At 65.9% G+C, this 26,085-nt stretch carries 27 protein-coding genes and 1 riboswitch; of the genes, 23 read left to right on the top strand and 4 right to left on the bottom strand.

Annotated features, from left to right (window positions below; translation table 11 throughout):
- Positions 1-52 precede the first annotated feature (52 nt).
- The 14 genes from J2X44_RS02500 (at position 53) to J2X44_RS02435 (ending at position 13,552) form a co-directional block, all read left to right on the top strand.
- The gene (locus J2X44_RS02500; RefSeq protein ID WP_310087694.1) at positions 53-1,156 is read left to right on the top strand and encodes a Ppx/GppA phosphatase family protein; all 1,104 of its coding nucleotides are present in this window, start codon (positions 53-55) and stop codon (positions 1,154-1,156) included.
- Positions 1,153-1,899: an RlmE family RNA methyltransferase gene (locus J2X44_RS02495; RefSeq protein ID WP_310087693.1), complete on the top strand. Its 747-nt coding sequence runs from the start codon at positions 1,153-1,155 to the stop codon at positions 1,897-1,899. Before J2X44_RS02500 ends, J2X44_RS02495 begins: the two co-directional genes overlap by 4 nt.
- Positions 1,900-2,014: 115 nt before the next feature.
- Positions 2,015-3,484: a S41 family peptidase gene (locus tag J2X44_RS02490; protein ID WP_310087692.1), complete on the top strand. Its 1,470-nt coding sequence runs from the start codon at positions 2,015-2,017 to the stop codon at positions 3,482-3,484.
- 254 nt (positions 3,485-3,738) lie between these two features.
- A riboswitch (cobalamin riboswitch) is annotated at positions 3,739-3,925 on the top strand.
- A 142-nt stretch (positions 3,926-4,067) separates the two neighbouring features.
- Complete coding sequence (locus J2X44_RS02485; protein ID WP_310087691.1) at positions 4,068-6,017, top strand: TonB-dependent receptor domain-containing protein; 1,950 nt, start codon at positions 4,068-4,070, stop codon at positions 6,015-6,017.
- On the top strand, positions 6,017-6,565 hold the full coding sequence (locus J2X44_RS02480) for a hypothetical protein (protein WP_310087690.1): 549 nt from the start codon (positions 6,017-6,019) through the stop codon (positions 6,563-6,565). Before J2X44_RS02485 ends, J2X44_RS02480 begins: the two co-directional genes overlap by 1 nt.
- Positions 6,565-6,972: a DUF1636 domain-containing protein gene (locus J2X44_RS02475; RefSeq protein WP_310087689.1), complete on the top strand. Its 408-nt coding sequence runs from the start codon at positions 6,565-6,567 to the stop codon at positions 6,970-6,972. Before J2X44_RS02480 ends, J2X44_RS02475 begins: the two co-directional genes overlap by 1 nt.
- Entirely contained in the window at positions 6,969-7,985 is a 1,017-nt protein-coding gene (gene cobT / locus J2X44_RS02470) for a nicotinate-nucleotide--dimethylbenzimidazole phosphoribosyltransferase (protein WP_310087688.1), read from the top strand. Before J2X44_RS02475 ends, cobT begins: the two co-directional genes overlap by 4 nt.
- Positions 7,982-8,551, top strand: coding sequence for a histidine phosphatase family protein (locus J2X44_RS02465; protein WP_310087687.1), 570 nt, complete (start codon positions 7,982-7,984; stop codon positions 8,549-8,551). Before cobT ends, J2X44_RS02465 begins: the two co-directional genes overlap by 4 nt.
- On the top strand, positions 8,548-9,294 hold the full coding sequence (locus J2X44_RS02460; protein WP_310087686.1) for an adenosylcobinamide-GDP ribazoletransferase: 747 nt from the start codon (positions 8,548-8,550) through the stop codon (positions 9,292-9,294). The genes J2X44_RS02465 and J2X44_RS02460 overlap by 4 nt, the downstream gene beginning before the upstream one ends.
- Positions 9,291-10,259, top strand: a complete 969-nt coding sequence (locus J2X44_RS02455) for a pyridoxal phosphate-dependent class II aminotransferase (RefSeq protein ID WP_310087685.1) — start codon at positions 9,291-9,293, stop codon at positions 10,257-10,259. Before J2X44_RS02460 ends, J2X44_RS02455 begins: the two co-directional genes overlap by 4 nt.
- A complete protein-coding gene (gene cbiB / locus J2X44_RS02450) occupies positions 10,252-11,190 on the top strand; it encodes an adenosylcobinamide-phosphate synthase CbiB (RefSeq protein WP_310087684.1) in 939 nt (312 codons plus the stop codon). The genes J2X44_RS02455 and cbiB overlap by 8 nt, the downstream gene beginning before the upstream one ends.
- Positions 11,178-12,635, top strand: a complete 1,458-nt coding sequence (locus tag J2X44_RS02445) for a cobyric acid synthase (protein ID WP_310087683.1) — start codon at positions 11,178-11,180, stop codon at positions 12,633-12,635. Before cbiB ends, J2X44_RS02445 begins: the two co-directional genes overlap by 13 nt.
- Entirely contained in the window at positions 12,632-13,162 is a 531-nt protein-coding gene (cobU, locus tag J2X44_RS02440) for a bifunctional adenosylcobinamide kinase/adenosylcobinamide-phosphate guanylyltransferase (RefSeq protein ID WP_310087682.1), read from the top strand. The genes J2X44_RS02445 and cobU overlap by 4 nt, the downstream gene beginning before the upstream one ends.
- A 114-nt stretch (positions 13,163-13,276) precedes the next feature.
- On the top strand, positions 13,277-13,552 hold the full coding sequence (locus J2X44_RS02435) for an HU family DNA-binding protein (protein WP_137752732.1): 276 nt from the start codon (positions 13,277-13,279) through the stop codon (positions 13,550-13,552).
- Positions 13,553-13,626: 74 nt separating this feature from the next.
- Here the strand turns inward: J2X44_RS02435 and J2X44_RS02430 are convergent, their stop codons facing one another.
- Positions 13,627-15,912 carry an EAL domain-containing protein gene (locus J2X44_RS02430; protein WP_310249181.1) on the bottom strand — a complete coding sequence of 762 codons (2,286 nt, stop codon included), beginning with the start codon at positions 15,910-15,912 and terminating at the stop codon, positions 13,627-13,629.
- Positions 15,913-15,938: 26 nt separating this feature from the next.
- On the bottom strand, positions 15,939-16,556 hold the full coding sequence (locus J2X44_RS02425) for a methylamine utilization protein (RefSeq protein ID WP_310087680.1): 618 nt from the start codon (positions 16,554-16,556) through the stop codon (positions 15,939-15,941).
- Positions 16,557-16,649: 93 nt separating this feature from the next.
- On the opposite strand from J2X44_RS02425, the gene J2X44_RS02420 reads away from it, so the two are divergent.
- Together J2X44_RS02420 and J2X44_RS02415 are read left to right on the top strand one after the other, a co-directional pair.
- The gene (locus J2X44_RS02420) at positions 16,650-17,531 is read left to right on the top strand and encodes a DUF3034 family protein (RefSeq protein ID WP_310087679.1); all 882 of its coding nucleotides are present in this window, start codon (positions 16,650-16,652) and stop codon (positions 17,529-17,531) included.
- An 11-nt stretch (positions 17,532-17,542) separates the two neighbouring features.
- Entirely contained in the window at positions 17,543-18,067 is a 525-nt protein-coding gene (locus J2X44_RS02415; RefSeq protein WP_310087678.1) for a group 1 truncated hemoglobin, read from the top strand.
- Between the two features lie 30 nt (positions 18,068-18,097).
- Here J2X44_RS02415 and J2X44_RS02410 read toward each other — a convergent pair whose 3' ends face one another.
- Positions 18,098-18,832 carry a nuclear transport factor 2 family protein gene (locus J2X44_RS02410; RefSeq protein ID WP_310087677.1) on the bottom strand — a complete coding sequence of 245 codons (735 nt, stop codon included), beginning with the start codon at positions 18,830-18,832 and terminating at the stop codon, positions 18,098-18,100.
- Positions 18,833-19,305: 473 nt separating this feature from the next.
- Between J2X44_RS02410 and J2X44_RS02405 the strand changes: the two genes are divergently transcribed.
- Positions 19,306-20,574: a site-specific integrase gene (locus J2X44_RS02405; protein ID WP_120222408.1), complete on the top strand. Its 1,269-nt coding sequence runs from the start codon at positions 19,306-19,308 to the stop codon at positions 20,572-20,574.
- Positions 20,575-20,600: 26 nt separating this feature from the next.
- Here the strand turns inward: J2X44_RS02405 and J2X44_RS02400 are convergent, their stop codons facing one another.
- On the bottom strand, positions 20,601-21,026 hold the full coding sequence (locus J2X44_RS02400) for a DUF5990 family protein (RefSeq protein ID WP_011542684.1): 426 nt from the start codon (positions 21,024-21,026) through the stop codon (positions 20,601-20,603).
- Positions 21,027-21,120: 94 nt separating this feature from the next.
- Here J2X44_RS02400 and J2X44_RS02395 point away from each other — a divergent pair, with 94 nt between their 5' ends.
- From J2X44_RS02395 to hutC, 6 genes are all read left to right on the top strand, one after another.
- Positions 21,121-21,450 carry a helix-turn-helix transcriptional regulator gene (locus J2X44_RS02395; RefSeq protein WP_011542685.1) on the top strand — a complete coding sequence of 110 codons (330 nt, stop codon included), beginning with the start codon at positions 21,121-21,123 and terminating at the stop codon, positions 21,448-21,450.
- Positions 21,451-21,463: 13 nt separating this feature from the next.
- On the top strand, positions 21,464-21,892 hold the full coding sequence (gene arsC, locus J2X44_RS02390; RefSeq protein WP_011542686.1) for an arsenate reductase (glutaredoxin): 429 nt from the start codon (positions 21,464-21,466) through the stop codon (positions 21,890-21,892).
- A gap of 9 nt (positions 21,893-21,901) precedes the next feature.
- On the top strand, positions 21,902-22,966 hold the full coding sequence (gene arsB, locus J2X44_RS02385) for an ACR3 family arsenite efflux transporter (protein ID WP_310087676.1): 1,065 nt from the start codon (positions 21,902-21,904) through the stop codon (positions 22,964-22,966).
- Between the two features lie 5 nt (positions 22,967-22,971).
- Positions 22,972-23,727 carry an arsenical resistance protein ArsH gene (gene arsH, locus J2X44_RS02380; RefSeq protein WP_011542688.1) on the top strand — a complete coding sequence of 252 codons (756 nt, stop codon included), beginning with the start codon at positions 22,972-22,974 and terminating at the stop codon, positions 23,725-23,727.
- 162 nt (positions 23,728-23,889) lie between these two features.
- Complete coding sequence (locus J2X44_RS02375; protein WP_011542689.1) at positions 23,890-25,215, top strand: alginate export family protein; 1,326 nt, start codon at positions 23,890-23,892, stop codon at positions 25,213-25,215.
- A 63-nt stretch (positions 25,216-25,278) separates the two neighbouring features.
- Positions 25,279-26,079: a histidine utilization repressor gene (gene hutC / locus J2X44_RS02370; protein WP_011542690.1), complete on the top strand. Its 801-nt coding sequence runs from the start codon at positions 25,279-25,281 to the stop codon at positions 26,077-26,079.
- Positions 26,080-26,085 lie beyond the last annotated feature (6 nt).

The raw sequence follows: 26,085 nt of genomic DNA, 5'->3' as shown, positions 1-26,085 counted from the left end.
AAGTGCACATCCGCAATTGGCGGATGCGTGAGAGAGACAGGTCATACTAGCCATGCGGCAAATGGCAGCGCCATCAGGGCGACCGCCGCGGCCAGGTTCCAGAACGGGGTCGGCGGCAAAAGGGCGAAACCCGGCGGATGTCGCCGCGCGCCCGGCGCATTTCGTTCGGCCGCGCAGCTATGCCGCCATCGATCTGGGCACCAACAATTGCCGCCTGCTGATCGCGCGGCCGCAGGATGGCGAACTGGTCGTCATCGACGCCTTTTCCCGCATCGTCCGGCTGGGCGAAGGCCTGCATGGCAGCGGCCGGATCAGCGATGCGGCGATGGACCGCACCGTCGCCGCGCTGGCAATCTGTGCCGACAAGCTGCGCCGCCGCCATGTGTCGCTGTCACGCGCGGTCGCAACCGAGGCGTGCCGCCGCGCCGCCAACGGTGCCGAACTCGCCGATCGGGTGCGACGCGAAACCGGTATCGCGCTCGACATTATTTCGGCCGCCGAAGAGGCGCGGCTCGCGGTGTTGGGGTGCCACAACCTGATGGAACCCGGCGAGGGCCCGGCGCTGATTTTTGACATCGGCGGCGGCTCGACCGAGCTGATGCATGTCGATGTGTCGGACCATGACGTAAAAATCCACGATTGGATCAGCGTGCCATGGGGCGTCGTGTCGTTGACCGAACATGCGCCGTTGCCCGACGACAGCCTAGAGGGCCGCCAGGCCGCCTATGCCCATATGCGCGAAGTGACGCGCACCGCCTTTGCCGCCTTTGCCGGGCGCGCCGAGCAGTTTGCGGGGCAAGAGCTGCGCCTGCTCGGCACCAGCGGCACCGTGACGACGCTGGCCAGCGTGTTCCTGAACCTGCCGCGCTACGACCGCCGCGCGGTCGATGGGCTGGTCGTGCCGTCGAATGCCATGCGCGACATCAGCCGCCGTCTGGCCGACGCCAGCATCGCCGACCGCGCCGAGATCGCCTGCATCGGCCGTGAACGCGCCGACCTGGTCGTCGCCGGTTGCGCCATATTGGAAAGTATCATCGACCTGTGGCCCGCGGCGCGGGTCGGCGTCGCCGATCGCGGCATCCGCGAGGGCATTTTGCGGACCTTGGCGATGCAGGGGCGCGACGTACCGGTGACCCGCCGCGAGTATCGCAAATGAGCAGCGGCAGCGGGAGCAGCAAGGGCGGCGGCGCCAAAGGAACCGGGGGCCGCGGCGGGCTGCATGTCCGCGTCAAGACCGCGAAAAAGCGCAGCGTGTCGTCGACGCGCTGGCTGCAACGCCAGTTGAACGACCCTTATGTCCGCCGGGCGCAGGCCGAGGGGTATCGCTCGCGCGCCGCGTACAAGCTGATCGAGCTCGACGAGAAATTCGGTTTCATCAAGAAAGCCCGCGCGGTCGTCGATCTGGGGATCACGCCGGGCGGCTGGTCGCAGGTCGTGCGCAAGACCAACCCCCGCGCGCGCGTCGCCGGAATCGATCTGCTGGCGTGCGAGCCGATCGAGGGGGTCGAAATCCTCGAGATGGATTTCATGGACGACGCGGCGCCCGATGCCCTGATCGAAGCGCTGGGCAGCGCCCCCGATCTGGTGATTTCCGACATGGCCGCGAACACGGTCGGTCATCAGCAGACAGACCATCTGCGCACCATCGGGCTGGCGGAAACCGCCGCCGATTTCGCGGTGCAGACGCTGCTGCCCGGCGGGGCGTTCGTCGCCAAGGTGTTTGCCGGCGGCGCCGATCACACCCTGCTGACCTTGCTGAAAAGGCATTTCACCACGGTCAAGCACGCCAAGCCGCCCGCCAGCCGCAAGGGTTCGCCCGAGCTCTATGTGATCGCCCAGGGTTTCAAGGGCCGTAGCGCCGCCGATGCGGCCGAAACCGGCGACGAAAACACGCGCTGACCCCGGCATCGGCCCAAGTTCATTGCGGGGCAATTTAATCGCGCATACATAAGGCGATGACTGCCGTATCTGCACCGACACGGCAGCGTATCGCGCTTATTTCCAAGGACAATCGATGAAGCATCGGTCGCAAAAAACCATCGCCCTGTTGACCATCTCGGCGTTTGTGCTGGCGTCGTGCGGCGGCGGCGGCAGTTCGAGCGGCGGCGGTGGTGGCGGCGGACCGGTGACCGTCACCCCGACCCCTTCGCCTACCCCGGCGGCGAGCTGCGGCCTCGCGGCGCGCCAAGGCTTTGCCAAGGCGGTGATCGACGAATGGTATTTGTTCCCCGGCGACGTCGCCACTGGGGTCAGCCCGGCAAGCTACACCGACGTTCAATCCTATATCGATGCGCTGGTCGCTCCGGCGCGCGCGCTCGGCAAAGACCGCTTTTTCACCTACATCACCTCGATCGCCGAGGAGAACGCGTTTTTCGCCAGCGGGTCGAGCGCCGGGTTCGGTATCCGCCTGACCTATGACCCCGCGGGGCAGCGCGTGCTGATCGCCGAGGCCTATGAAACCGCGCCCGCCTTTGCTGCGGGGATCGATCGCGGCACGGCGATTATCGGCATCGGCAGCAACAGCGGCAATATCCGCAGCATTTCGAGCATTGTCGCCGCCGAAGGCACCGCGGGCATCACCAATGCGCTGGGACCGAACGACCCTGGCGTCACCCGCGTGCTGCGGATCAACGATGCGGCAGGCACCCGCGACGTCACCGTCGCCAAGGCCGATTATGATCTCGATCCGATTTCGGACCGCTACGGGGCGAAAATCATCACCGAGGGCGGCCGCAATTACGGCTACCTCAATCTCCGCACCTTCATCTCGTCGGCGAACCCGCAATTGCGGGCCGCCTTCCTGAATTTCCGCAATCAGGGGGTGACCGACGTCATCATCGATTTCCGTTACAATGGCGGCGGGCTGGTTTCGACCGCCGAACTGATGGGCGACCTGCTCGGCAACAACCGCACGTCGAGCGACCTTTATTCGCAGACCAATTTTCGCGCCTCGAAGTCGGTCGAAAACGACCGCCATTTCTTTAACCCGCAGCCCGAATCGATTGCGCCGACCCGGATCGCCTTTATCGGCACCGGATCCACCGCATCGGCCAGCGAACTGGTGATCAATTCGATGCTGCCCTATCTGGGCACCAACATGACGCTGGTCGGCAGCAACACCTTTGGCAAGCCGGTCGGCCAGATCGCGCTCGACAAGGCCGAGTGCGACGACCGGATGCGCGTCGTCGCCTTCGCCACCGGCAATGCGACCGGCGCGAGCGACTATTACGGCGGGCTGGCACCGAAGATCGCCAACAGCTGCGCCGCAGGCGACGATTTGACCCTGCCGCTGGGCGATCCGCGCGAAGCATCGGTGCGCGCCGCGATCGATTTCCTGGCGGGCCGCAGCTGCACGACGCGGATCGCCGAGGCCAGCGTCGGTCCGGCAGCCCAGAGCAGCAATGTCCGCGTACAGGCCGAGCCCGAAATGCTGGTCACCGACGAGCCGAGCGCCGCGCAGCGCGAACTGCCGGGGCTGTTTTAGGGCCGGGGTGATGCCCCCCTTCCCCTTGATGGGGGAAGGATACGCAGCCTTGCCACGAATGTGGCTAGGCGAAGTTGGATGGGGGTGACGGTGCGTCCTTGCGCCATCGTCTCGGATCGAGGGCGCACCCCCACCGCTGCGACGAGGCAGCAAGCTGCCAAGTCTCACTGCCTCCCCCATGAAGGGGGAGGGATATTACGCTGAATCCACGCAGCCTCGAGAGCAGCGATTGACCGCCACCCCGAAATCAAGCTAACGGGCGCCAAGCGACAGGTTCCCCGGCGACGGGGACTAAGAGGGAACGGGAAAACCCCGGCTGCCCCTGCAACTGTACGCGGCGAGCCATCGGCCAATTGCCATTGGGACTGTCTGTCCCGAGAAGGCGGCCGATCCGGCGCTGACCCGCAAGCCAGGAGACCTGCCCGTCGCCGTCGTCTTTCGCGCGGGCAGGGTGCACCGAGCGGACGGGGGTGAACCCGCATGACGACAAAGTGAACCGCGTTCGCGCGGGGACGTTGTCGTGCGCCCGGTGGCCCAGACAGCGATCCCGCGTGCGCGCGGTGTTGTCGACAAGGTTACCAAGATGAATCGCATTTTTCGTGTTTCCGTTTCGCTCGCCGTCCTGGCGGCGTCCTCCCCCGTGCTTGCCAACGAGGCAGCGCACGCCGTCGCCGCCGACGGCGAGACCATCATTGTCACCGCAACCCGCGCGCCGCTGACCCTTGACGAAATTCCCGCCGCGATCGCGGTGCTCGACAAGGCCGCGATCGACCGCGCGCAGGATATTGGCGTCACCGAACTGCTGCTCCGCACCCCGGCGATCAGCATCTCGCGTAACGGCGGTTATGGGACATCGACATCGCTGCGTATCCGCGGCGCCGAATCGGACCATAGCGTCGTCGTGATCGACGGGGTGAAGCTCAACGATCCGTCGTCGACCGGCGGCGGCTTCAACTTCACCAATTTGCTGGTCGGCGACATCGCGCGGATCGAGGTGCTGCGCGGGCCGCAGTCGATCCTGTGGGGCAGCCAGGCGATCGGCGGGGTGGTCAATATCGTCACCGCATCGCCCGAGAAGGCGCTTGAAGGCAGTTTCGACATCGAAGCGGGATCGCGCAACACGGTCAGCGCGCGCGCCGCGATCGGTGGCCAGACCGGCCCGCTCAGCTGGCGGATCGGCGGCCAGCGCTTCACCACCGACGGCATTTCGTCGCACGCCAGAGCGTTCGGCGGGGTCGAACGCGACGGCTATCGCAACCACACTCTGTCGGGCCGCGCCGAACTGGCGCTCGCCGACAATGTCAGCGTCGAGGTTCGCGGCACTTATGCCAGCGGACGGGTGCAATTCGACGGCTTCAACGCCGACAGCGCCGACTATGGGCTGAACAAGGAGTTCGTCGGCTATGCGGGGGTCAATTTCGCCCTCGCCGATGGGCGGTTCCAGAACCGCATCGCTTACGGCTACACCGACACCAACCGCGACAATTTCAACCCGACCCGCGCCCGGCCGCAAAGTTTCGAGGCCGACGGCCGCAACAAACGCTGGGAATATCAGGGCAGTTTCGCGGTCGGCGACCGCATTTCGGCGATCTTCGGGGCCGAGAATGAGCGGTCCGATTTTCGCAGCCGGTCGCCCGCGGCATCGTTGTCGACCCCGCTGCCTGCGTTCGCGCGCGGCGAGGCCGAAATCACGAGCGCCTATGGCCAGCTGAGCGTCGAACCGGTCGATGGGCTGACGCTCAATGGCGGGGTGCGCTATGACGACCATGACCGTTATGGCGGACAGACTTTGTTCGCAGCAGGCGGCGTGTGGCGGCTGCCGACCGATACCGTGCTGCGCGCCAGCTATGGCGAGGGTTTCAAGGCGCCGAGCCTGTTCCAGCTGTTCAGCGAATTCGGCAACGTCAGCCTCGATCCCGAAGCCGCCAAGGGCTGGGAAGCGGGCATCGAACAACATCTGCTCGGTCGCCAGCTGGTCATCGGGGCGACCTGGTTCGACCGCACGACGACGAACCAGATCATCTTCAACAGCTGTTCGGCGACCGCCACCGATCCGCTGTGTTTCGTTCCCGGCAATCCGGCGGCGCGGCGCTTCGGCTATTATCTCAATGTTGCGCGCGCCGAAGCGCATGGCATCGAAGCATCGGCGGCGCTGACTCTCGGCGGGCTGACGGTGGACGGCAATTACAGCTGGGTCGTCGCCGAGGATCGCTCGCCCGGCACCGCCAATTTCGGCAAATGGCTGCCGCGGCGGCCGCGCGACACGGCAAACGCCTCGGCAAATTACGCCTTCGACTTCGGGCTCAGCCTGGGAGCGGCCGTGCGCTGGTCGGGCAAGAGTTTCGACAATGCGAGCAATGCGACGCGGCTCGACGATTATACGCTGGTCGATTTGCGCGCCGAGTTCGCGCTGTCGGATAGGGTCAAGCTGTTCGCCCGCGCCGAAAATATCTTCGACGAGCAATATATGACCGCATTCCGTTACGGTTCGCTGGGACGTAGCGTTTATACCGGCATCCGGGGGCGCTTCTGATGGCCGCGCTGTCGAGTCGCGGCGCATCGGCGCTGTGGGTGGCGCTGCTGACCGCGGCGAGCACCGCGACGACGCTGGCGCTCGCCTGCGCGACGCCCTTTCCCGCGCTCGCGGCCCTCGCGGCGGTGCATATGCGCCGCCGCGAGGGCGTGGCGCTGATGCTGCTCGCGTGGCTCGCGAGCCAGTGCGTAGGGTTCTTCGTGCTCGGCTACCCGCGCGACGGCAGCACCCTGGCGTGGGGCTTTGCGCTCGGCACCGCGGCGGTGGGATCGGTGCTCGCGGGTTATGCCGCGGTTCGGGCGCTGAATTACCGGTCGGTCGCGGCGCGGCTGAGCCTTGCTTATGCGGCGGGTTTCACCGCGTTCAAGGGAATCATCGTCGGCTGGGCGCTAGTGCTCGGCGGGTTGCACACCGCGATGGCGCCCGACCTGCTCGTCGAACAATTTGTCCGCAACGGCGCGATCCTGATCGGACTATATGCGCTCTATCGCGCGCTCGTCGCGGCAGGCGTTCCGGCGCCGCCGCAGCCCGCGGCAAGCATCGTCTGATGCTGACCCGCGTCGATCCGGGACCGGCGGTGGTGGTCTGCAACAGCTGCCGCCACAGCGCCGCGGCGCCGGTCGATGCCGGCGGCGTGCGCGGCGGCGCGCGGCTGGTCGAGGCGTTGCAGGGCGCGAAGGCGGCCGACCCGCGCTACGCCGGGATCGCGGTGCAGCAGATGCCCTGTCTGTTCGCGTGTCAGGAGTTTTGCGCCGTCCATCTGCGCGCGCCCGACAAGATCAGCTATGTGCTGGGCCGGTTCAATGCCGACGCCGACGCGGCGCGCGCCATCCTCGACTATGCGGTGCATTATGCCGCGAGCGACGATGGCCGCGTCGCCTATGCGCTGTGGCCCGAGGGCGTCAAAGGCCATTTCATCACCCGCTCGCCGCCAGCAGGACATATCGCCGAATGACCGCTTTTGTTTCCGTCGAGGCGTTCGCCGCGGCGCTCGCCGACCTTGGCAATCCCGACCCGCATGCCGCCGCCGACGCGCGCGTGCGGCAAGGCGAGCTAACCAAGCCCGCCGGATCGCTGGGGCGACTGGAGGAACTGGCAGTGTTTATGGCAGGGTGGCAGCGCCGCGCCCGGCCGCGGATCGATCGCGCCCGCGCCGCAATCTTTGCGGGCAATCACGGCGTCACCGTGCATGGCGTCAGCGCCTTTCCGGCGAGCGTGACCGAGCAGATGGTCGCCAATTTCGCCAGTGGCGGCGCCGCGATCAATGCACTTGCCGCTGCGGCGGGGCTCGAACTGACGGTCATCGCGCTCGATCTCGACCGGCCGACCGCCGATTTCACCGTGGCGGCGGCTATGAGCGAAGCCGAATGCCTCGATGCGCTGAACCGCGGCGCGGCGGTCATCGACGCCGATCTCGACCTGATCGTGCTCGGCGAGATGGGGATCGGCAATTCGACCGCGGCGGCGGCGCTGTGCGCGCGCAGTTTCAGCGGCGACGCGGCGGCGTGGGTCGGTCCCGGCACCGGGATCGACGGCCATGGCATCGCGCGCAAGGCCGATGTGGTCGCGCGCGCCATCACCTTTCACGCCGATGCGCCGATGTCGGCGTTCGAAACGCTGCGCCGCGTTGGCGGACGCGAAATTGCGGCGATTGCGGGGACGGTCTTGCGCGCGCGCCAAATCGGCGTGCCGGTGCTGCTCGACGGCTTTATCTGCACATCGGCGCTCGCCCCGCTCGCCGCGGACAACCCCGCGATCGCCGACCATTGCATTGCGGGTCATTGTTCGGCCGAGCCGGGCCACCGGCATCTGCTCGATCTGCTCGGGCTCGACCCGCTGCTGTCGCTGGGCATGCGGCTGGGTGAGGGCAGCGGTGCCGCCGTGGCGACCAACATCATCCGCAGCGCGCTCGCCGCGCACGACCAGATGGCGACCTTTGCCGAGGCGCAGGTGTCGGCGTCGCTGTGAGCGGCTTTGCGCTCCACCTGCTGCGCCACGGCGCACCCGAAACGCCGGGGCTGCTGATGGGCCGCACCGATGGCATCCCGACGCCGGCGGGGATCGCCGCGTGTGAGGCGCAGGCGGCGGGGCTGGGCATCGAACGGATTGTCGCGTCCGATTTGCGCCGCAGCCGCGCAGCGGGAGAGGCGATTGGCGCAGCGCTGGGCCTGCCGCTCGTCATCGACCGGCGCTGGCGCGAGCTGGATTTCGGCGATTGGGACGGGTTGGCGAGCAGCGATGTCGATCCGGGTGCGCTGGGGCGGTTCTGGGACGACCCCGAGGCCCATCCCCCGCCGGGCGGCGAGCGTTGGTCGGCGCTGGTCGCACGGGTAGCAGCGGCGATCGCGGACCTGCCGCCCGTACCGACGCTGGTGGTGACCCATGGCGGCACGATGCGCGCCGCGCTGCACAGGCTATGCGGGTTCGAGCAACGCCAACTGTGGGCGTTCGACCTGCCCTATGCGGCGCGGCTGTCACTGACCATCTGGCCGGGCGAACCGATCAGCGCCCAAATCGTCGGACTGACGGCATGAAGGGGCTACTGATCGCGATCCAGTTCCTCACCCGCCTGCCGACCCCGCGGATCACAGTGTCGAGCGCCGAATTCGCGGCATCGATGCGCTGGTTTCCTGCGGTCGGGCTGATCATCGGCACGCTCGTCGCGGTCGCAGGCTGGGTCGGCGGGCAAATCGATCCGTGGACGGGCGCGTTGTTCGCGTTGCTGATGTGGGTCGCGGTCACCGGCGCGCTACATCTCGACGGGCTGGGCGACATCGCCGACGCCGGCGGCGCGGCGCATAAGGCCCGCGGACGGCTGTCCGCCGTCGAGGATCGCGAACGCTTGCTGGCGGTGCTGGCCGACCCGCATGTCGGCAGCTTCGCGGTGGTAACCATCGCGCTGCAACTGATCGCCAAGCTGGTCCTGCTCCACGCGCTGATCGACGACCAAGCGTTCGTCGCCATCGCGTTGATCCCCTTTGCGGGCCGCATCGGCCCGCTGCTTTGGTCGCGCACAATGCCCGATTTGCACGCCGGACTGGGGTCGCGATTCCGCGGCGCAGTGCGTCCGCTCGATCTCGCAATCTGGGGCGTGCTGCTACTCGCAGCGGGGTGGCTGTCGCCTTCGCTATTGGCCGCTCCCTTGATTTTCGCCTTTTGGGGCTGGTGGCTGGTGCGCCGCATCGGCGGCATTTCGGGCGATGGCCATGGCGCGGGGATCGAGATCGGCGAAAGCCTGTTGCTCGCCGCGGCGCTGTTGCTGGTGCATAGCGGATGAGCGTCCCATGGATGTGGCACGGCGGCGGGCTGGTCGCGGCGCAGCGCCATTTCGGCAGCAGCGACTGGATCGACCTGTCGACCGGGATCAACCCGCATCCCTGGCCGAGCGCCGCCAACATGGCGTTCGACTGGCGGCGGCTGCCCGACTCCGAAGCGTTAGCGGCACTCGAAGCCGCCGCCGCGTCCTGTTTCGGTGTCGATCCGCGCCATATCTGCGCGGTGCCGGGCAGCGAGATCGGGTTGCGACTGGTCGGCACGCTGGTCGGCGGCGCGGCGCAGCATGTGGTCCCCGCTTATCGCACCCATGGCGCGATGATCGCGGGTAGCACGGCGACCTTGTTCGATGCCGTCGGCGACGGCGATACGCTGATCATCGCCAACCCCAACAATCCCGATGGCCGGGTGATCCGCCATGCCGCAATGCAAGTGCTGTTGCGCGGACGCGGCGACGGCTGGCTGCTGGTCGACGAGGCGTTCGCCGATGCCGATCCGGTGGCAAGCATGGCGTCGCTGGTCAGCGACATGCAGCGGCTGATCGTCTTCCGGTCTTTCGGCAAATTTTTCGGGCTGGCGGGGGTCCGGCTAGGCTTCGTCATCGCGCCGCTAGCCATCATTGCGGCGCTGCGCGAAAGGCTGGGCGCATGGCCGCTGTCGGCGGCCGCCATCGCAATCGGCTTCGATGCCTATACTGACCAAGACTGGATCGCCGCCACGCGCGAGCGACTGCCGCACGACGCCGCCACGCTCGACGCGACGCTGGGGCGCCACGGCTATCGGCCTATCGGCGCCTGCCCGCTGTTCCGCCTGATCGAAGCCGACGACGCGCACGTGCTGTTCGAACGGCTGGCGCGGCGCGCGATCCTGACCCGTCCCTTTGCCAACCAGCCGCGCTGGCTGCGGATCGGCCTGCCCGCCGATGCCGATGCGCTGGCACGGCTCGATGCGGCGCTGGCCGATGGCTGAACCCGTCGCCCTCGCCGCGCTGGTGCTCGACGCTGCCTTGGGCTGGCCCGCGGCCCTCTATCGCCGCATCGGGCATCCAGTCGGGCTGTTCGCGCGGATTATCGACCACTGCGAGGCGCGGTGGAACAAACCCGCCCGCAGCTTTGCGACACGGCGGGCGCTCGGCATCTTCACCCTGCTGCTTCTGTTGACCGTCGCCATCGGTCCGGCCTGGGCGATGCATACTTGGCTGCTGAGGGCGCTAGACGGTTGGGGCTGGATCGGCGTCGCCATCCTTGCCTGGCCTGCACTGGCGCAGCGCAGCCTGTTCGACCATGTCCGCGCCGTCGGCGAGCGGATCGACGCCAGCGACCCGCCCGGCGCGCGCATCGCGGTCGGTCGGATCGTTGGCCGCGATACCGCCGCGCTGGACGAACCCGGCGTCGCCCGCGCCGCCATCGAAAGCCTGGCCGAAAGTTTCTGCGACGGCGTCGCCGCGCCCCTGTTCTGGCTGCTCCTCCTCGGCCTGCCCGGCGTGTGGGCGTATAAGGCGATCAACACCGCCGACAGCCTGATCGGCCACCGCGAGGATCGCTGGCGTGCCTTCGGCTGGGCCGCGGCGCGGACCGACGATGCCGCAAACTGGATTCCGGCGCGGCTGGCGGGCGCCTTGATTTGCCTCGCGGGGCGCGGCGGGTGGCGCGTGATGCGCCGCGACGCGCGCAGCCATGCCTCGCCCAACGCTGGTTGGCCCGAGGCGGCGATGGCGGGGGCGCTGAGGCTGCGACTGGCGGGTCCGGTCGCCTATGACGAGGTGATGCATGACAAGACGTGGATCGGCGATGGTCGTGTCGACGCCGATGCCGGTGATATCGACCGGGCGTTGACGATCTATCTGCGCGCTTGCCTGATCCTGTGGTTGATCGCAGGAGTGACCCTATGGCTGCGTTGATGCTTCAGGGGACCGGCTCCGACGTCGGCAAATCGGTGCTGGTCGCGGGGCTGTGCCGCGCCTTTACCAATCGCGGGCTGATCGTTCGCCCGTTCAAGCCGCAGAATATGTCAAACAATGCCGCGGTGACGATCGACGGCGGCGAGATCGGGCGCGCGCAGGCGCTGCAAGCAATCGCGTGCCGCACGCCGTCGCACAGCGACATGAACCCGGTGCTGCTGAAGCCGCAGGCCGACCGCACGTCGCAGCTGATCGTTCATGGCCGGGTGCGCGGGACGCTGGGCAGCGGCAATTTTCGCGAAGCGCGCGGCGCGCTGCTGACCGAAGTGCTGCAAAGCTATGACCGGCTGCGCGCGCAATGCGACATCGTCGTCGTCGAGGGCGCGGGGTCGCCCGCCGAGATCAACCTGCGCGCCGGCGACATCGCCAATTTGGGCTTTGCCCGCGCGGCGAACGTCCCTGTCGTGCTGGTCGGCGACATCGACCGCGGCGGGGTGATCGCGGCGATCGTCGGCACCCTCGCAGTGATCGACCCCGACGATGCGGCGATGATCCGCGGCTTCCTGATCAACAAGTTTCGCGGCGATCCGGCGCTGTTCAACGACGGCTATCGCGAGATCGAGCGGCGCAGCGGCTGGCCGGGCTTCGGGGTCGTTCCGTGGCTCAGCGCCGCGGCGCGATTGCCGAGCGAGGATGCGGTCATCCTTGAGCGCCCCGCCGACCCGCGCGAGGGGCGGCGGATGATCGCCTGTCCGATCCTGCCGCGCATATCCAATTTCGACGATCTCGACCCGTTCAAGCTGGAACCCGGCGTCGAGGTGGTGATGGTCCCACCGGGGCGGCCGATCCCCGCCGAGGCGGCGGTCATCGTCCTGCCCGGATCAAAAGCGACGATCGCCGATCTGGGCGCGCTGCGCGCCGAGGGCTGGGACATCGACATCAGGGCGCATCACCGGCGCGGCGGGATGATTATCGGGCTGTGCGGCGGGTATCAGATGCTGGGGCGGCGCATCGCCGATCCGCTGGGGACCGAGGGTGCGGCGGCGGCGGTCGCGGGGCTGGAGCTGCTCGATGTCGAAACCGTCCTGTCGCCCGCCAAGACGCTGCGCCGCGTTACCGGATCGGCGCTGGGCGCGGCCATGGAGGGCTATGAAATGCATATGGGCGAAACGCGCGGCCCCGGCACAGCGCACGCCTTTGCCACGCTCGCCGACGGCACTCGCGACGGCGCGGTCAGCCACGGTGGCCGGGTGATCGGCTCCTATCTCCACGGCCTGTTCGCCTCGGCAGATCTGCGCCGCGCGCTGCTCGCCCGTATCGACGTGGCGGGCAGCGGGGCCGATTATGCCGCCGATGTCGATGCGGCGCTCGAAGCCATCGCCGCCGAACTCGCGCAGCACGTCGATCTGGACGGCTTGCTGGCCCTAGCCGGGGTGCGCGCATGACCGCCACCCGCCTGTTCGTGCTCGGCGGCGCGCGCTCGGGCAAGAGCCGCCAGGCGCAGGCGCGCGCCGAAATGCTGGCGGGCCGCCATCATTTTGTCGCAACCGCCGACGCGTTCGACGATGAAATGCGGAGCCGTATCGCACGGCATCGGGCCGACCGCGACGCGCGCTGGTCCACCGTCGAAGCGCCGCGCGACCTGCCTGCGGTGCTTGGCGCGCTGAACGCCCCGGGCGCGGTGGTGCTGGTCGATTGCCTCACTTTGTGGCTGTCGAACCTGATGCTCGCCGACGCCGACCTTGGCAAAGCCGAAGCTGAATTATGTCATATAATCAATCAGTTCACCGGCCATATCATCCTGGTGTCCAACGAAGTCGGGTTGGGCATCGTGCCCGATAATGCGCTGGCACGGCGCTTCCGCGACGCGGCGGGAAAGCTCAATCAGGCGGTCGCTGCCGTCGCCGACGAGGTCGTGCTGCTCACCGCCGGACTCCCGCTGACCCTCAAAACGCCGTCGATCGCGCGATAAGGCGAGTTTTCGCGGCGCGACCCCCCGAAAAACGGGCTCTTGGCGAACGGCGTATCCTGCGGCTATGGCAGCGCATTGGCCGGGAATCGCTCGGCCGAAACCAGGAGAGAATTTATGAATCACGCCGAACTGTCGGACGCCGTCGCCGCGTCGCTGGACCTCAGCAAGGCCGACGGGCGCAAGGCCGTCGACGCCGTCTTCGCCGCGATCGGCGATGCCGCCGCCAAGGGTGACGAAGTATCGGTCAACGGCTTTGGCAAGTTCAAGGTCAAGGCTACTCCGGCGCGCGAAGGCCGCAACCCGTCGACCGGCGCGACGATCCAGATCAAGGCCGCCAAGAAGCTGACCTTTGGTCCGGCCAAGGCCGTCAAGGATCGCCTGAACGGCTGATTATCCGGTGCAGGGTCTCGCCGACACGATCGGCGGGACCCTCGCCCTTTCACGGCCCGGGCGAACGATGGCCGTCAGGCGCTGAGCCGCTCACGATCGGTTTCCGGTCCCATCTCCGCAATAAAGACATGCACCGCATTGGCGTCGATCGGGCGGCTGAGCAGATAGCCTTGGATCTGGTGGCAGCCCTCCTGCCGCAGGATTTCCGCCTGCGCCTCGTCCTCGACCCCCTCCGCCAGCGTTTCCATGCCCAGCGCGTCGGCCAGCGTCGTGATCGCGCGGATCACCGCATTGGCGTTGCCGCCTTGTGTCAGGTCGCGGACAAAGCTCTGATCGATCTTGAGCTTGTCGAACGGGAAAGAGCGCAGATAGCTGAGCGAAGAATAGCCGGTGCCGAAGTCGTCGAGCGCGATGCGGACGCCCAGCGCGCGCAGGCTATGCAAGGTTTCGAGCGTCTTTTCGACATTGGCGATAAAGATGCTCTCGGTAATTTCCAGTTCGAGCCGGTTGGCGGGCAGCCCCGACGACGCCAGCGCCGACAGCACGATATTGGCGAGCCCCGGGGCGAGAAATTGTTTGGGTGAAATATTGACCGCGACCGACAAATCGCCGTCCCACGTTGCCGCCTGCCGGCACGCTTCGCGGATCACCCATTCGCCGATCTGGACGATCAGCCCGGTTTCCTCGGCTAGCGGGATGAATTCCATCGGGCTGATCATGCCCTTGTCGGGGTGGGGCCAGCGGATCAGTGCCTCGAACGCCATCAGCCGTTCTTCGTGCATGCTGTAAAGCGGCTGGAAATATAGTTCGAACCCGCCGTCGCGGATCGCCAGCCGCAGGTCGAGTTCCATCTGGCGGCGATGACGCGCCTGTTCATCGAGCGATTGTTCAAAGAAATGATGCGTCGCCTTGCCGTCACGCTTGGCCCGATACAGCGCCAGGTCGGCGTTTTTCATCAGTGTGATGCCATCGACGCCGTCATCGGGCGCGACCGCGATCCCCATGCTGGCCGACGCATCGGCCTGTTGCCCGTCGATCAGGATCGAACGGTCGAAACAGCCCTGCAATTTGTCGGCGAGCGCGGCGAGATTTTCGTTGCCGGGCAGGTCGCTGAACAGGATCGCGAATTCGTCGCCGCCGAGCCGCGCGACGATGGCATCGCCCAGCACGCCCTGCAAATGCGCCGCGACATTGCGGAGCAGCGCGTCCCCCGCCGGATGCCCCAACGTATCGTTGACGACCTTGAAATCGTCGAGATCGACATAGACGACCATCAGCCGCGCGTCGTCCCGCCGCCGCGCCAGCGCATGATCGAGCTGTTCGACGAACAATTTGCGGTTCGGCAGGTTGGTCAGGCCATCGTGGAGCGCCACATGGGTGATCTGGCGTTCGCGTTCCGCGATCGCGGCGACCATCGTGTTAAAACTCGCGCCAAGGCGGCCGATCTCGTCGTCCGAGGTCACTTCGACCGCGGCGTCCTTGCCTTCGCCGATCAGGCGCGTCGCGTTATCGAGCGCGCTCAGGGGGCGGGTGATGGTGCGCGCGATACGCCAGCTGAGGACGATGATCAGCGTCACCCCCGCCACGGCGAGCGCCACGAGCAGCCATTGCAGCCCCGAATATTCGCCCAGCGCCTGGCTGAGCGAGTGGTCGAGCACCAGCCGCGGGCGGATTCCCGCCTGCAAGCTGGGCAGCGCGGTCACATGATGCAGAACCCGCTCGCGGTCGCCGCTTTCGACGACTTGTCCCGACGGCGCAGCGGCGAGCGCGGCGGGAAGCCGCGACGCGCGAAGCACCCGCGCGTGGATGTCGACCGCCGCGAGCTTGGCAAGGCCGCGCATTTCAGCGGCGTCGAGCGGTTGGGCAAGGACAAGCCAGCCGATCGTATCGGGAACCTCGATCGGCGATGCGGCGGCCAGCGCCAACTTGTCGCCGATCTGGATGATGCCATGATCCTGACCGCCGTCGAGCGCGTCCCACAAATCACCCGACGCGGGCAGCCCCGCCGTCGCCGAACCGATCATCGCGCCATCAAAGCCGACAACGAACGCCGCGGCGCTGCGCGAGCGTTCGCGCAGACTGACCAGCGCGCTGTCGATCGTCGCCTGATCACCGGTCGCAACGGCTTCGCGAAAGCCGAAGTCGCGCGACAGCACATCGGCCGATCCGCGCATCTGCTGCGCGCGCAGGTCGATGATCTCGTCGAACACCCGCGCGTTGGCGGCCAGGTCGCGCGAGGCGCTGGCTTCGCCAAAACGGCCGATACCATTGCCCGCGAGGAGCAGGATCGCGGCCAGGATCGCCGCAGATAGCGCCGCATAGGCGACCGCGATCCGCAGCTTCAGCGAGCGAAACCGCAAGCGTTTGGGCCAAGCGGACAGCACCATCATCGCAGCTTCACCGCGATTTTTTGGCTATTCGTTCCGGCGCCGACCGCGAGCGCGCGTTTCAACTCGCCGCCCGGCGTGCGCGCCCGGGCGTGCCATATGGTCATTTGATAGCCGCCCGCCGCCATGCCCGACAGGCGAACCAGGCCATTCTGGTCGGTCTTGGCGGCAAAGGGTGTGTCGACGACGCGGATATAGCCGCGCATCTGATCGTGGATGTTGCAACCCAGCGCCACCGTGCCGCCGACCGGGAAGCTGTGCGAACGGGTCTGGTCGCGGCCATACAGATCGATCTCGAACCGCGCCGCTTTCGAAAAGCTGTAAACGCTGTGCCGAACGCTATCGAGGTTCGGAAAAGCAACCGCGCTGCCGCGCGCCACGATCAGCGTGCCGGGGACAAAGGCGACGCTCTTTTGTGCCATGGCGGGTTTCCACCCAAACCGGATCGCGCCGCCGCGCCAGCCACCATTGGGGATCAGTTCGACCACCGCATCGCGAACCGGGACACCGCGCTCATCGACGATCTGGACCTGCACCATCGCGGGTGCCGCCGCCCAAGCCATGGCAAGTGGGGCCGCCAGCGCGCTCGCTGTCAGAATGAAAACTGGTCCCTTCATCCTGTCCGGCTACGGCACAGAGTTTAATATTCCCTCAAGTTTTTCAAGTGCATGGTTAACGAAATCTTCGCCTCTTGGTGAGATTGCACCGGTATGGACCAACCCCTTCTCCGCCTGCTGGCCGCGCTTTCGCTCGCCTGCGCCACGACCCCGGCCGCCGCCGAAGAGGCGCCCCTGATCGACGGCGCCAAACTGTTGCTCACCAACGGCGTCGCGACGATCGAGGGAACCAGCGGCGGCGGGCTCGCCACCTGGTCGACGATCGCCGGGCGCGCGACCGACCGCGGCGTCGGCCTGTCGGGGCATGTCACGCTGATCGAACTGCCCGACTATGGCTGGCAGAGCCACGGCATGGCCATCGGCATCGCGAACCGCGTCGAGCTGAGCTATGCGCGGCAAAATTTCGACACCCGCGACGTCGGCACGGCCCTCGGGCTCGGCCGCGGCTATGTGCTGAACCAGGATATTTTTGGCGCCAAAGTCCGCCTCGTCGGCGATACCGTTTATGGTGACGCGCTGCTCCCGCAGATCAGCGTCGGCGTCGAGCACAAGCGCAACCTTGACGCCCCCGTCGCCCGCGCCGTCGGCGCCGCGCACGGCAGCGGCACCGACATCACGCTGAGCGCGACCAAGCTGTTCCTGACCCACAGCGTGCTGGTCAACGCCACGGCGCGTCTCACCAAGGCGAACCAGGCCGGCCTGCTCGGCTTTGGCACGCCCGCTGACGACAGTCACCGGCTCCAGTTCGAAGGATCGGTCGCGTATCAATTGTCGCGCCGCGCCGTCATCGGCGCCGAATTTCGCAGCAAGCCCGACAATCTGGCGATCGCGCGCGAGGATGACTGGTGGGATCTGTTCGCGGCCTATGCGCTGACCGACCATCTCACCGTCACCGCCGCCTATGTCGATCTGGGTTCTATCGCCACCTTCGACAAACAACGCGGCGGGTTCCTCTCCGCGCAAATCGCCTTTTAAGGAATCGTCTGATGTTCCTGCTCGCCGCCGCCCTGATGATGCAGCCTGCCGCCGAACCGCCCGTCGATTGGGACAAGGAGTTCGGCGTCGAGGAAAAGGTGCGCGATCCGGCGACCGGCGAACTGCCCGTCGATCCCTATGTGCAAGACAACCGCAACGCCGGTGCGACCCCGTTTTCGGGCGACGCGATGGCGACTGCCTTTGGGGGCCAGGACGGCATCCGGCGCATCGCCCACCGCACCGTCGAGCTGTCCGAGGCCGACCCGCGCATCGCCGAGATTTTCAAGGCGCATGACATGGTGCGGCTGAAACGCACCCTGTTCGAACAGTTCTGCTACATCCTCAACGCCGGCTGCGATTACAGCGGCCGCGACATGGCCAGCTCTCACAAGGACATGGGCGTGCGGATGCGCGACATGAATGCGCTGGTCGAAAATCTGCAGGCCGCGATGCGCGAGGAAAAGATCGGCTTCGCGGCGCAGAACCGCTTCCTCGGCAAGCTGGCGCCGATGTCGGGCGACGTGATCACCCGCTAGCTGCGCGAGCGACGCCGACAGCGTCCGGCTTCACTCCAGGCGAAAGCCGCGATAGCCCTCGGCCGCCGCGTCGCCGCAGATTTCGCGATACCGGCCCAGCCCGCCGATATAGACCGGAAAGTTGTGCGGCTTGCCTGGCACATTGGCGCCGGTGTACCAGGTGTTGGCGGTCGGATAGAGCGACCGCGAGCCCAGTTCGGTGACCTTGCGCATCCAACCCTCCTCGGCATCGCCATCGGCCTCGATCGTGCGCAGCCCGTTGGCGCGCAAATGGGCGATACAGTCGCAGGCCCAATCGACATTCTGTTCGTTGAGCAGGATGAAATTGGCCAGCGCCGACGGCCCGTTGGGGCCGGCGACAATGAACAGGTTGGGGAAACCTTCCATCATCAGGCCCAGATGCGAGCGCCCGCCCTCGGCCCATTTGTCCTTCAGGCTCCGACCGTCGCGGCCCTGGATATCGATCGACAGCATTGCGCCGGTCAGCGCGTCATAGCCGATCGCGGCGATAATGATGTCGACCTCGACCTCGCCCTCGGCGGTCCGGATGCCCGTTTCGGTAATCTCCAGAATAGGATGCTCAAGGCAGTCCTTCAGCGTCACATTGTCGCGATAGGCACCATGATCTTCGGTGCCGTCGGGCCAATAGGCCGACCGCAACGCCGCCTCGTCGGTGCGGTCGATCCCGCGGCAATAGCGATACAGGCAATCGCGGATCATTTCGCGATCCCAAAGCGCCGCGACCAGATTAGCGGTCGGTTCCATTCGCATCCTCCATTCACCCCGGCGCACCCCGCCATCCGCCGCGCGTCGCTAGCCGCGCCGCGCGACGCGCGCGACGATCGAACCGGGCGTGGGTGATTTATCGTGTGGATGATGCTCGCGGTCGGGAGCGTGTTGGCGATGCCGAACCCGGGGGTGACGGTGCAAGCCGTGTAACGGGCTGTCGCCAGTCAAAGCCATGCCATCGATCCCGCAGCGCAAGGCCAGTCGGCATTCGGTTTTGGAAAAACTGGAGCGGGCGAAGGGATTCGAACCCTCGACCCCAACCTTGGCAACTTGACCTTCGGGCTTTCCTAGAGCTTCCTATGCTATCCTAAAACCCTATATTTCCTATATTTCTTGATTTTCTTTCTGCCCTCTCGTATCCTAATTTTGTCTCCAGTTTGACGGTTGCAGGAGACAATTTGGAGACAAAGCCGCTCGGTTTTGGTTTTGTCTCCAGCAGGAGAGACATGATGCCGACGGGCAAGCTGACCAAACGGGCGATCGACGCGCTTGCCGTGCCAGACAGCAAGCAGCTCATCTATTGGGATAGCGAAGTGAAGGGCTTCGGCCTGAGGGTGCTCCCTTCGGGGCTCAAGACTTTCGTCGTTCAATATCGCAATGCCGAGGGTATCAAACGCCGGATGAACCTCGGCCGGTTCGGCGTGCTGACGGTCGATACGGCCCGCGATCTTGCAAAGCTCAAGTTGGCCGAGGTCATCGTCGGCGAGGATCCCGCCGACAAGGTCAGGCAGGTCCGCAAGGGAATGACCGTAGCGGAGATGTGCGACTGGTATTTGGAGGAAGCTCGCGCCGGGAATATCCTAGGCCGCAAGAATCTTCCCATCAAAACGTCGTCGCTCGATATGGACGAGAGCCGGGTTCGAACCCACATCGTACCCCTGCTTGGCAATCGCATCGTGAAGCATCTCCGGATCGCCGACGTCGAGCAGATGCAATCCGACGTAAAGAACGGGAAGACGGCCAAACCCCGAACGGGAGGGCGAGGCGGCATGGCAACGGGCGGGCCCGGCGTGGCGGGCCGCTGCCTCGGCACGCTTCAGGCGATCATCGGTCACGCGAAGCACAAGGGTCTGCTCGAAGTACACCCGACCCTCGGGGCCAAGAAGCTCGCGAGCAAAAAGAAGACGCGGCGCCTCAGCGTCGCTGAAATCGAGATGATGGGGAAGGCCATCGCTCATGCCGAGGCGAGCGGCGAGAATCCGGTCGCTCTCGGCGTCCTGCGCACCTTGCTGCTGACGGGCTATCGCCGGGAAGAAGGGCAAGCGATGCGCCGCAGCTGGCTTCATCCCGATGCCGGCTATGTTGCTTTTCCCGACACGAAGGGCGGCGCACAGATTCGAGCGATCGGTCCGGCCGCGGTGCGGGTTCTGCAAGACCAGGCAGAGATTGCGGGCAATCCGCACCTGTTTCCCTCGACCATCGGCGACGGTCCCTTCACGGCGGTTAGCGAGTGCCTCCGGCGCGTGTGCGTTTTGGCAGGTATAGAGGGTGTGACGCCCCATACGCTTCGCCACACCTTCGGAAGCGTCGCGGGAGATTTGGGATTCTCGGAACTCACGATCCGCGCAATGCTCGGACATGCTTCGCAGAATGTGACCCAGGATTATGTCCACATCGATGAAGCGCTGAAACTCGCTGTCCGGCGGACCTCGGACGAAATCGAGCGGCTGCTGGCGAGCGGCGCGGCCAAGCTCGGGACCATGCGACACGCCGCTTGACGGGACGGAACAGGATACGAGCTCTGCTAGGCGATGCGCCGCATCGTCGGACGCACCGTCGCGCACGCGGGCGTGCCATCCTTACCCGTGCCAATGATCGCAATCTCGATGGGCCGCATATCCTTCGCGGCCGCGTCGAGCAGCTCCTGATCGATATCATGTATGTCGATCTTCATCCGCCGCGACCAAGGCGAAGCCGCGTCACCCGCCATTTGCCCGACACGAATATAGACGAACCGGCGCTCCGGCCCCTCGCGCCGCACCTGGTCGCCGAAGAATTTGGGACCCGGGCCGACGCGCACGGAGAAATCGAAGGCCAAGGCTTCACCCATGCGGGACGCTTTGGGATCGAGCGGCCCGTCGTCCTTGCCTTGCAAGCTGTGAAGCACGCCAGGCACCGGCTGTTCGATGACGATCCGAAAGGCGATCTCGCTCTGCTGTTCGCGACCCATGACGAGGCTATAGCCCGATCGCGCAAGCGGACCAACTAATCGGATATTCCCGATTAGAATTGACGGATGCGATTCCATCGGATAATTCCGATGCATGCAAACCGATTCCGCCTTGTCCATTCTCGCCGCGCTGGGACACCCGACACGCCTCGATGCCTTTCGCCTGCTCGTCAAACATGAGCCCGACGGCCTGTCGACGGGTCAACTTGTCGAAGCGTCGGGACTCACCCAGAGTACCTTCTCCACCCATCTCGCGGTGCTCGCCAAAGCCGGCCTCGTGATATCCGAGAAGCGCGGGCGTCAAATTATCCAGCGCGCGGATATCGACGCGCTTCGCGGCCTGATGCTCTTCCTGGCGAAGGACTGCTGCCAAGGCCGGGCGGAGCTGTGCGAGCCGCTGCTCGCAGAACTCGCCTGCTGCTGAAGGAACGCGCGCTATGACCGACATCGTCATCTACCATAACCCCGCCTGCGGGACCTCCCGCAACACCCTCGCGATGATTCGCAATGCCGGGATCGAACCGCATGTCGTCGAGTATCTGAAGACGCCGCCGTCGCGTGCGCTGCTCGAACAGTTGATCGTCCGCGCCGGCATCACGGCTCGCGAACTCCTGCGAGAGAAAGGCACGCCCTATGCGGAGCTGGGGCTCGGAGACATGGCCCTTGGCGACGAAGCGCTGATCGACGCGATGATGGCGCATCCCGCCCTGATCAACCGCCCGTTGGTGGTCTCGCCGCTCGGCGTGAAGCTCTGCCGTCCCTCCGAAACGGTACTCGACCTCATCCCTGCGGGGCAACGCGGCGCCTTCGCCAAGGAAGACGGCGAACAGGTAATCGACGCCGCTGGCAACCGCGTCGGCGCCTGAGCCAAGCCGATGACAGAACCCAAGCGGGAACGGCTGTCGTTCCTCGATCGCTATCTCACCCTCTGGATCTTCCTCGCGATGGCGCTCGGCGTGTTGCTCGGTTCGGTGTTCACCGGCCTGCCCGCCGCGATCGATGCCCTCTCGTGGGGCTCGACCAACATCCCGATCGCGATCGGCCTTATCCTGATGATGTATCCGCCGCTCGCGCGCGTCCGCTACGAGGAATTGCCGCGCGTGTTCGAGGACAAAAGGGTGCTCGCCATCTCGCTCATCCAGAACTGGATCATCGGTCCCGTGCTGATGTTCGCGCTCGCGGTGATCTTCCTGTCAGACAAGCCCGAATATATGACCGGGCTGATCCTGATCGGCCTCGCGCGCTGCATCGCGATGGTGATCGTCTGGAACCAGCTCGCGAAGGGCGACAATCAATATGTCGCGGCACTGGTGGCGTTCAACTCGATCTTCCAGATCCTGTTCTTCAGCATCTATGCCTGGTTCTTCCTGACGATATTGCCGCCGCTGTTCGGTCTCGAAGGCAGCATTATCGACGTAAGCTTCTGGACCGTCGCCGAAGCCGTCCTGATTTATCTCGGCGTTCCCTTTGCGGCGGGCTATCTCACTCGCAAGTGGCTCGCAGACGCCAAGGGCAACGAATGGTATGAGACGCGCTTCCTCCCGCGCATCGCGCCGATCACGCTTGTCGCGCTGCTCTTCACGATCGTCGCAATGTTCAGCCTCAAGGGCGGTGAGATCGTCACCATTCCCGGCGACGTCGTGCGCATCGCCGTCCCGCTGACCATCTATTTCGTCGTGCAGTTCGTCATCAGCTTCTGGATGGGCAAGCTGATCGAGGCCGATTATCCGCGCACGACCGCGGTCGCCTTCACCGCCGCCGGAAATAATTTCGAGCTTGCGATCGCGGTTGCGATTGCCGCCTTCGGGCTCGCCTCGCCGGTCGCCTTCGCCGCCGTCATCGGCCCGCTCGTCGAAGTTCCCGTGCTCATCCTGCTGGTGAGCGTCGCCTTCTGGTTCGGACGCCGCTGGTTCCCGGCATCCACCCCCGCGAAAGACTGATTGTCATGGCTTCCCCCACCTTTTCGCGCCTGCGCGCGCTCGCCGATCCCACCCATCTTCCGGCGCTCAGCGCGGAATATATCCGCTCGCAGCCCGCGCTCGGCCTCGGCCCGCTCGACCCAGCGCCGCGCATCCTGCTGCTCTACGGCAGCTTGCGCGAACGCTCCTATTCGCGGCTCGTCGTCGAAGAGACCGCGCGCCTGCTCCAGCTCTTCGGCTGCGAGACGCGCATCTTCGATCCGTCGGACCTGCCGCTGCCCGATTTGATCGCCGACGACGACCACCCGGCCGTCGAGGAACTGCGCCAGCATTCGCTCTGGTCCGAGGGCCAGGTCTGGTGCAGCCCCGAACGGCATGGCCAGATCACCGGCATCATGAAGGCGCAGGTCGATCACCTGCCGCTCGCATACAAAGGGCTACGCCCGACACAGGGCCGCACCCTCGCGGTGATGCAGGTGTCGGCGGGGTCGCAATCGTTCAACAGCGTCAATACGCTCCGCATCCTCGGCCGCTGGATGCGGATGATCACCATCCCCAACCAGTCGAGCGTCGCCAAGGCTTATGCCGAGTTCGACGAGGCGGGCCGGATGCTCCCGTCGAGCTATTACGACCGGATCGTCGACGTTGCGGAGGAACTTGTGTGCTTCACCGTGCTGACGCGCGGCCATGCCACGCAGCTTGTCGACCGCTATTCGGAACGCAAGGACCGCGCCGAACCCGTCGTGACGCCGGCGCGATTGGCGGGGCTGCCGGGAGCCTGAGCCCGGGACCACGTCCAGCCCAGGTCGGCACCGAAGCGATCTTGCACCAGGGGCGCCTCCGATCTAGAGGCGGATTACCGGGGCCGCGCAACCTCCCGGTAAAGCGTCCCGGCGCTCAAGCGTTGCCTGTTCGTCCTCGATTTCGGGGATCAGGAGGTTTGCTTGAGGCTGTATCTTGCCGCGACTTTACTCGCCCTGCCCGCACCCGCTCTCGCCGAAGATGGCCTGACCATCACGGGCAGCATGCGCCTGCGCTATGAAATGATCCAAGGACAGGCGCGGACGGGATTCGACGAGAAGGACGACCTGCTCAATGTCCGCACGATCGTCGGCGGCGAATATCGCAGCGACGGATTTCGCTTGGGCGCCGAACTCTACGACAGCCGCGTCTATGGGAGCGAGGCGGGAACCCCGGTGACGACGGGCGAAGTCAACGCGTTCGAACTGGTCCAGGCCTATGTCGGCTATGAGGCGCGCGATGCCTTCGGTGCAGGCACGAAGCTCGATCTCCAGGCCGGCCGCTTCACGCTGAACCTGGGATCGCGGCGGCTGGTGGCCGCGGACGATTATCGCAATACGACCAGCGGCTATACGGGTCTCCGCGCCGACCTGGCGCTGCGCGGAGGTGTCGCGGCGACCTTTATCTATACGCTTCCGCAGGTGCGGCTGCCCGACGACCGCGCGTCGCTCGACGCCAACCGGGTCAAGTTCGACAAGGAGAGCTTTGACCTGCAACTCTGGGGCGGCCTCGCGACGAAGAAGCTCGGCGGGTCGCGCGGCTCGGTCGAGATTTCCTACTTCCATCTCGGCGAGCGCGACGCGCCGCAGCGGCCGACGCGCGACCGTTCGCTCGAAACGATCGGACTGCGCGCCTATCGCGATCCCGCGCCGGGCCGGTTCGATTATGAGAGCGAGACTTTCTACCAGTTCGGTACGATCAGCAGCAGCCTCGCTCCCTCGGCAGCCAAGTCCGATGTGTCGGCGTGGTTCACGCATCTCGAGGCGGGTTACAGCTTCCGCCACCCTTGGTCGCCGCGCCTATCGCTCGAATTCGACTATGCGAGCGGCGACGGCCGGGGAGGCGATTTCGGCCGCTTCGATACCTTGTTCGGCATGCGCCGCGCGGAACTCGCGCCAGCGGGCCTCTATAATGCGGTCGGACGGGCCAATCTTCTGTCCCCGGCGATCCGTATCGAAACAATACCGTCAAGGCGCCTCGATGCCTTTGCGGCCTACCGGCCGCTCTGGCTGGCCTCGCGGTTCGACAGTTTTTCGACGACCGGCGTTCGCGATCCATCCGGCGCCTCCGGCCGCTTCGCGGGACACCAGGTCGAAGCGCGCCTGCGCTACTGGCTCGTACCGAAGCGCCTCCGCCTCGAATGGAGCGGCCTGTTTCTCGGCAAGGGCCGGTTTCTCCGAAACGCGCCCAATGCACCGGCCGGGGGCAACACGCTGTATAATTCCTTCAATGCCACCATCAGCTTCTGAAACCGGCGCAGGTCGCAAACAGCATGCTTGGCTTCTGCGAGCAGCAACCTGTATAGACGGGTTATGGATGTTACCACTCGCACCCCCGGACGCGGATCAAAACTCTCGAATGGATCTGCGGCCGCCCGGCCCGGCAACTCCGATGACGAAAATGACAAGTCTCCGCCTCGCTATGCCGCCATCAAGCAGAGCATTTGCGATGCCGTTCGCGACGGACTTCTTAAGCCGGGCGACCGGGTTCCATCGGAAGCAGAGCTAGTCCAACAATTCGACGTGTCACGGATGACCGCCAATCGGGCGCTTCGCGAACTACAGGCGGCAGGCGTTCTTGTACGCCGCGCGGGTAGCGGATCGTTCATCGCCGAGCCCAAGCCGATCGGCCAGATGATCGAAATTCGCAATATCGCCGAAGAGATCCGCGAGCGCGGTCACATCTATCGGGCCCGCGTCGTGCAGAATGACGAGATACGCGCCAATGCGGACCTTGCGGCGCTACTGGAGGTTCCGGTCGGCACGAGGCTTTTCCACTCGATCATCGTTCATCACGAAGCCGAGTTCCCGATCCAGCTCGAGGAGCGTTTCGTGCTCGCGTCGGCGGCTCCCGATTATGGGAAGATCGACTTCACCCAGATGACGCCGAACGAATATCTGACGCGGACGGCGCCGCTCGAGCGCGTCGAACATCGGGTTCGCGCCGAGATGCCCGACGCGCACACCCACAGCATGCTGGGGCTCTCGGACGGCGAACCCGTGTTGCGGATGACGCGGCGGACGTGGAGCCATTCGCGCCTCGTCAGCCATGCCTGGCTGACGCATCCCGGATCGCGATTCGAGCTGTCGGCGGCCTTCTCGATCGACGATTGACGCCGC

This window comes from Sphingopyxis sp. BE259, from assembly GCF_031457495.1.
Classification (GTDB): domain Bacteria; phylum Pseudomonadota; class Alphaproteobacteria; order Sphingomonadales; family Sphingomonadaceae; genus Sphingopyxis.
This window is presented reverse-complemented; position numbering and strand designations above follow the sequence as displayed.